Raw genomic sequence first — 5517 nt, 5'->3', positions numbered from 1 at the left:
CCCGGGTGCCGGCGGCCGCGGGGCCCCCGCCGCCCCCCCCCCCCCGATGCCGCGGCCGGCGCCCTCGTCGCCCGCGTCTATCACACGGATCTCGAGCGCACCGGCTGGTTCGAGTCCTCGGATCCGGCGCTCAACCGCCTCCACGAGAACGTGCGCTGGGGCATGCGCGGGAACTTCGTCGACATCCCCACCGACTGCCCGCAGCGCGACGAGCGGATCGGCTGGACCGGCGACATCCAGGTCTTCGGGCCGACGGCCTCCACCCTCTACGACGTCTCGGGCATGCTCTCGGGGTGGCTGCAGGACCTGGCGATCGAGCAGCTGCCCGACGGCACGGTGCCCTGGTATGTGCCGGTGATCCCGGCCGACAAGGCGTGGACGCCCATGCGTCCGGGCGCCGCGTGGGGCGACGTGGCGACGCTCCTCCCATGGACCCTCTACGACCGGTTCGGCGACGTCGGCGTGCTCGAGGCGCAGTGGGACAGCGCTCACCGCTGGGTGGACCTGCTCGAGCGACTCGCGGGGCCTTCGCGGCTGTGGGACTCGGGCTTCCAGCTCGGCGACTGGCTCGACCCGGCCGCTCCGCCGGACGACCCTGCCGACGCCCTCACCGATCGCTACCTCGTCGCGACCGCGTACTTCGCGAAGTCGGCGCGGACGGTGGCGCGTATGGCGGAGGTGCTCGGGCTCGCCGACGCGCGGGCGCACTACGACGCGCTCGCAGACGAGGTGGTCGCCGCTTTCGAGGCCGCGTACGTGAACGCCGACGGCACGATGACCAGCGACGCCCAGACGGCGTACGCGCTCGGTCTGCAGTTCGATCTGATCACCGATCCGGTGAAACGGGATGCTGCGGCCACCCGCCTCGCCGACCTCGTGCACGCCGCGGGCAACCGCATCGCGACGGGCTTCGTCGGCACGCCGCTCGTCTCCGACGCCCTGAGCTCGGGCGGCCAGGTGTCGACCGCGTACGACCTGCTGCTCGAGCGCGAGTGCCCGTCGTGGCTCTACCAGGTCGAGCAGGGTGCCACGACGGTGTGGGAGCGGTGGGACTCGCTGCTGCCCGACGGCACCGTCAACCCGGGGCAGATGACCTCCTTCAACCACTACGCGCTCGGCGCCGTGGCCGACTGGATGCACCGGGTCATCGGCGGGCTCGCGCCTGACGCGCCCGGCTACCGCCGCATCCGCTTCGCCCCGCGCCCCGGCGGCGGGCTGACGTCCGCCTCGGCGCGCCAGCTCACCGCGTACGGCGAGGCGGCGATCTCGTGGCGCATCGAGGACGGGCAGCTCCACGTCGAGGCGACGGTCCCCGTCGGCGCCGAGGCCGTGCTCGACCTCGACGGCGCCGACGAGGAGACGCTCGCCCCGGGCACCCACACCCGCGTGGTGCCCGTGCCGGCGGGGGTCGCTCCGGTCCGCGCTCCGCTCCCGGCCTGACCCCATCCGCCCTGCCCCGCCCCTCGGGGCCCGAGTCGCCAAGACACGCCGGTACGCTGCACCCACGCCCGGCGCGTCTTGGCGATTCGCATGCGTGCGGCGGGTGAATGAAGAGCGAGCATTTTCGGATGCTGCGGCCCGCGGCATCCGAAATCCCCGGTCGATGTGTGAATCCACACGTCGTCGGGGGTGGCGTTCTGCGCGGAGAGTGAATATCCTTTCGTTAGCGAATCCGAATACACCTTGGATCGCCACGATCGGAGACGCTGTGCCCCTGACGCCCTACACCCGGCCCGCGGACGGGCAGGTTCGCCTGCTCACGAAGGTCGCGCGCATGTACCACGAGCGGGGCGTCCGCCAGGCCGACATCGCGGCCGCGCTCAATATCTCACAGGCGAAGGTCTCCCGTCTGCTCAAGCGGGCGGAATCCGTGGGCATCGTGCGCACCATCGTCACCGTCGCCCCGGGCGTCTACGCCGAGCTCGAGGAGCAGCTCGAGGAGAAGTACGGCCTCGCGGAGGCCGTCATCGTCGACGTCGACCCCGAGGCCGACGAGGGCGAGCTGCTGGCATCGCTCGGGGCGGGGGCGGCCGCCTATCTCGAGGCGACCCTCTCGGGCGCCGACCGGATCGGCGTCTCATCGTGGAGTCAGACGATCCTCGCGATGGTCGACCGCATGCGCCCGTTCACGGTGCGCGGCGCCACCGAGGTCGTGCAGCTGCTCGGCGGCGTGGGAGCGCCCGAGGCGCAGAGCCACTCGAACCGTCTGCTCGGCGAACTGGCCCGGACGCTCGGCGCCGAGCCGGTGTACGTGCAGGCCCCGGGCGTCGTCGGCGACCCGGCGATCCGCGACAGCCTGCTGCAGGACCCCTCGATGCAGGAGGTCGCGCGCCACTGGAACGAGCTCACGATGGCGATCATGGGCATCGGCAGCATCGAGCCGTCGGACGCCCTCGCCGCGAGCGGCAACGCCTTCGCCGCCGAGGAGCGTCAGGCGCTGCTCGACCAGGGCGCCGTCGGCGACATCTGCCACCGCATCTTCCGCGCCGACGGCTCGCTCGTGCGCGGCGCGCTCGACGACCGCATCATCGCCATCACGGTCGACGGCCTCCGGCGCATCCCGCGTCGCGTCGGCATCGCCGGCGGCGAGCGCAAGCTCGAGGCCATCCACGGCGCCCTGGCCGGCGACTGGGTCACGACGCTCGTGACCGACCTGCGCTCGGCCGAGGCCCTCGCCGAGCGCTGACCTGGGTCCCGCGGCGCCCAGCCCTCGTCCTCAGATGAGGACGAGGGCCGCGACCTTACTGTCAGGGATGTTCGAGCCGCCGTCGACACAGCTCGTCAAATGAGGACGAGGGCTGAGCTGAGGGCGCGCCACGGCTGTGGCGTCCTCATTCCGGCTCAGGTCCTCAATTGAGGACGCGGAGCGCCCACGCGCGAACATCGGGCAGCGGACGCACCGCCGGGGTCAACGATCGGCGAGAGACGCCGCAAGACGCTCGACGCCGAGCCGGGGGCTCGTGAGCACCGGCACGTCGACCGACACGGCCTCGGCGGCGGAGGCCATGGATGCCTGGGCCAGCACGATGACGTCGGGCTCGGCGGGGCCGCGGCCGGGGGGGGGGGGGCGGGGGGGGGGGGGGGGGGGAGGCGGTCGTGGGTCGGGCGGTCGCCGCCCGCGACAGCCGCGAACGCGCCCTCGATGACCTCGCTCGTGAACTCCGGCTCGACGCCGGCGAGCGCGGCGCGCTCCTGCAGCAGGCCCAGAGTCGGGCGGCACGTGGTCGGCAGGGTCGCGAGCACGCGGATGCGGCGTCCGGCCCGGACCGCAGCATCCGCCATCGCCTCATCCACGCGGAGGACGGGCACACCCGCCGCCGCGGCGGCGGGTGCGGCGAGCTCGGAGATCGACGAGCACGTGAACATCACGGCATCCGCTCCCCCTGCCGCCGCCGCGCGCACGAGGTCGTCGATGCGCTCGGGCACCGAGTCCGCGCGCGCCTCATCGCCGAGGTCGGCCACGATGCGGTCGTCGAGATAGTTCACGACGGTCGCGCCGGGGAGGAACTCCGCCGCCAGCGCACCGAACGGCGCGATGTTGACGGCTCCGGTGTGGAGGAACGCGATGCGCGGCGCGGAGGAGCTCATGCACCCAGCCTTTCAGCTTCTCAGCCCTTGAGGGCGCCGCCGGACATGCCGGCCATGATCTTCTTGTTGAGCGTCAGGAACAGGATCAGCAGCACCACGATGTTGATGCTGACGGCCGCGAACAGCGGACCGTACTGCGTCGACCCGTACTCGTCGCTGAGGCTCAGGAGGCCCACCTGGATCGTCGCGAGCTCGGGACGGGTCGTGAACGTCAGGGCGATCAGCAGGTCGTTCCACACGCTGAAGAACTGCACGAGGCCGATCGTGAGGATCGCGTTCTTCATCATCGGGACGCCGATCACGAAGAACGAGCGCAGCGGGCCCGAGCCGTCGACGGTCGCGGCCTCGAAGATCTCGCGCGGCACCGAGCGGAAGTACGTCGCCATCAGGAACGTCGTCAGCGGGAGTCCCATCACCGTGTAGGTGATGATGAGCGGCCACAGGGTGTCGGTGATGCCGATGCGGAAGTACGTGATGAACAGCGGGACGAGGATCATCTGACCGGGCACCATGATGCCCGCGAGGATGTAGAGCAGGACCCCGTTGCGGCCCTTCCAGATCATCACCTCGAGCGCGTAGCCGGCGGCGACGCCGATGAAGACGATGAAGATCACCGATGGGATCGTCACCAGCACGCTGTTGAGCCAGTTGCGCGCGACGTTGCCGTTGGTGAGAGCGGTGACGTAGTTGTCGAAGTTCCACGTCTCGGGCAGCGACAGCGCGGGGTTCGAGAGGAACTCCGACTGCGTCTTGAACGAGCCGAGCACCATCCAGACCTGCGGGTACAGAACCACGACCATCAGGACCGCGACGAGGATCCAGACCGGCAGACGGCGGAGCGCCTTCAGAGCGGTGCGCTTGGCGCGGCCAGGGCCGGGCTTGCGGACCGTCGGGGTCGCGACGGTGTACGCGGGCTTCTCGGTGTGCGTCAGAGTCATGTCAGACCTCCGCCTTGCGGCGCGACGATCGGAAGATCGCCAGGGTGAACACCAGGCAGAGCGCGGTGAGGAGGACGGCGATCGTCGAGCCGTAGCCGTACTCGGCGTACTCGAAGGCGGTGCGGTACATGTACAGCGTCATCGGGGCGGTCGACGTGCCGGGTCCGCCGCCGTTGAGGGCGAGCAGGCTGTCGAAGACCTTGAGCGTCGCGTTGAGGCTGAAGATGATCGACGACAGCAGGATCGGGAGCGACAGCGGCACGACGATGTGGCGGACGAGCTTCAGGCCGTTGGCGCCGTCGAGGCGGGCGGACTCGATGACCTCCTCGGGGATGTCGAGGAGTCCCGCGTAGAGGAGGACGGCGTAGAAGCCCATCGAGCTCCACAGCGTCATGAGGATCGCGAGGGTCATCGTGCCCACGGTGGAGGCGAGCACCTCGACGCTCTCGCCGCCGAAGAAGTTGATGATGTCGTTGACCGGGCCCTGGTTGTCACCGACGGCGACGAAGCTGCGGAACAGCAGCGCGACGGCGACGGTGGGGAGCACTGTCGGGAAGAACACGAACGTCCGCACGAGCGTCGAGCCCTTGCGCAGGACGAAGACGTACAGGAGCGCGAGGCCGTAGCCGAGAGCGACCTGGCCGATCGTGGCGACGATAGCGAAGAAGACGCTCACCCACATCGACTGCAGGGCGTTCGGGTCGCTGAAGAAGGTGATGAAGTTCTGGACGCCCACCCACTCGAACCCGCGGAGCGAGTTGCCTTCGAAGAAGGAGAGGCCGAGGGACCAGCCGACCGGCACCACCTTCAGGAGGGTGTACAGCACCAGAGCCGGTGCCAGCAGGATGAAGATCGTCTTCCGATCTCCGAAGATCGAGTTCATCTGCGAACTGCTTTCTCTGTCGAAGAGCCGGCTCCCCGGGGGGGGGGCCCGGGGGGGGGGGGGGGGGGGGCCCCCGGGGGGGGGGGGCCCCCCTCGGGGGGCGGGGTG

Annotated in this window: 5 protein-coding genes; 2 read left to right on the top strand and 3 right to left on the bottom strand. The window is 70.6% G+C overall.

What is annotated here, in order from left to right; genetic code table 11:
- Together ACLBXX_RS20560 and ACLBXX_RS20555 are read left to right on the top strand one after the other, a co-directional pair.
- The coding region (locus tag ACLBXX_RS20560; protein ID WP_447659534.1) for an alpha-L-rhamnosidase-related protein at positions 1–1440 on the top strand (1440 nt) is incomplete at its 5' end.
- A 268-nt stretch (positions 1441–1708) separates the two neighbouring features.
- The gene (locus ACLBXX_RS20555; protein WP_084695618.1) at positions 1709–2686 is read left to right on the top strand and encodes a sugar-binding transcriptional regulator; all 978 of its coding nucleotides are present in this window, start codon (positions 1709–1711) and stop codon (positions 2684–2686) included.
- Positions 2687–2841: 155 nt separating this feature from the next.
- Here ACLBXX_RS20555 and ACLBXX_RS20550 read toward each other — a convergent pair whose 3' ends face one another.
- The 3 genes from ACLBXX_RS20550 to ACLBXX_RS20540 are packed head-to-tail and all read right to left on the bottom strand — an operon-like array spanning position 2842 to position 5409.
- Positions 2842–3588, bottom strand: coding sequence for an aspartate/glutamate racemase family protein (locus ACLBXX_RS20550; protein WP_447659533.1), 747 nt, complete (start codon positions 3586–3588; stop codon positions 2842–2844).
- A 20-nt stretch (positions 3589–3608) separates the two neighbouring features.
- Positions 3609–4526 (bottom strand): carbohydrate ABC transporter permease, encoded by a 918-nt coding sequence (locus tag ACLBXX_RS20545; protein ID WP_387140931.1) that lies wholly within the window; start codon positions 4524–4526, stop codon positions 3609–3611.
- A gap of 1 nt (position 4527) precedes the next feature.
- Positions 4528–5409 (bottom strand): carbohydrate ABC transporter permease, encoded by an 882-nt coding sequence (locus tag ACLBXX_RS20540; RefSeq protein WP_310286008.1) that lies wholly within the window; start codon positions 5407–5409, stop codon positions 4528–4530.
- Positions 5410–5517: the final 108 nt, after the last annotated feature.

Source organism: Microbacterium sp. C23T, from assembly GCF_053345975.1.
This window is presented reverse-complemented; position numbering and strand designations above follow the sequence as displayed.

What these genes read in the sequence shown, in the direction of transcription:
- ACLBXX_RS20550 (WP_447659533.1), bottom strand. Translation starts at nt 3,588, where the DNA reads ATGAGCTCCTCCGCGCCGCGCATCGCGTTCCTCCACACCGGAGCCGTC.
- ACLBXX_RS20545 (WP_387140931.1), bottom strand. Translation starts at nt 4,526, where the DNA reads ATGACTCTGACGCACACCGAGAAGCCCGCGTACACCGTCGCGACCCCG.
- ACLBXX_RS20540 (WP_310286008.1), bottom strand. Translation starts at nt 5,409, where the DNA reads ATGAACTCGATCTTCGGAGATCGGAAGACGATCTTCATCCTGCTGGCA.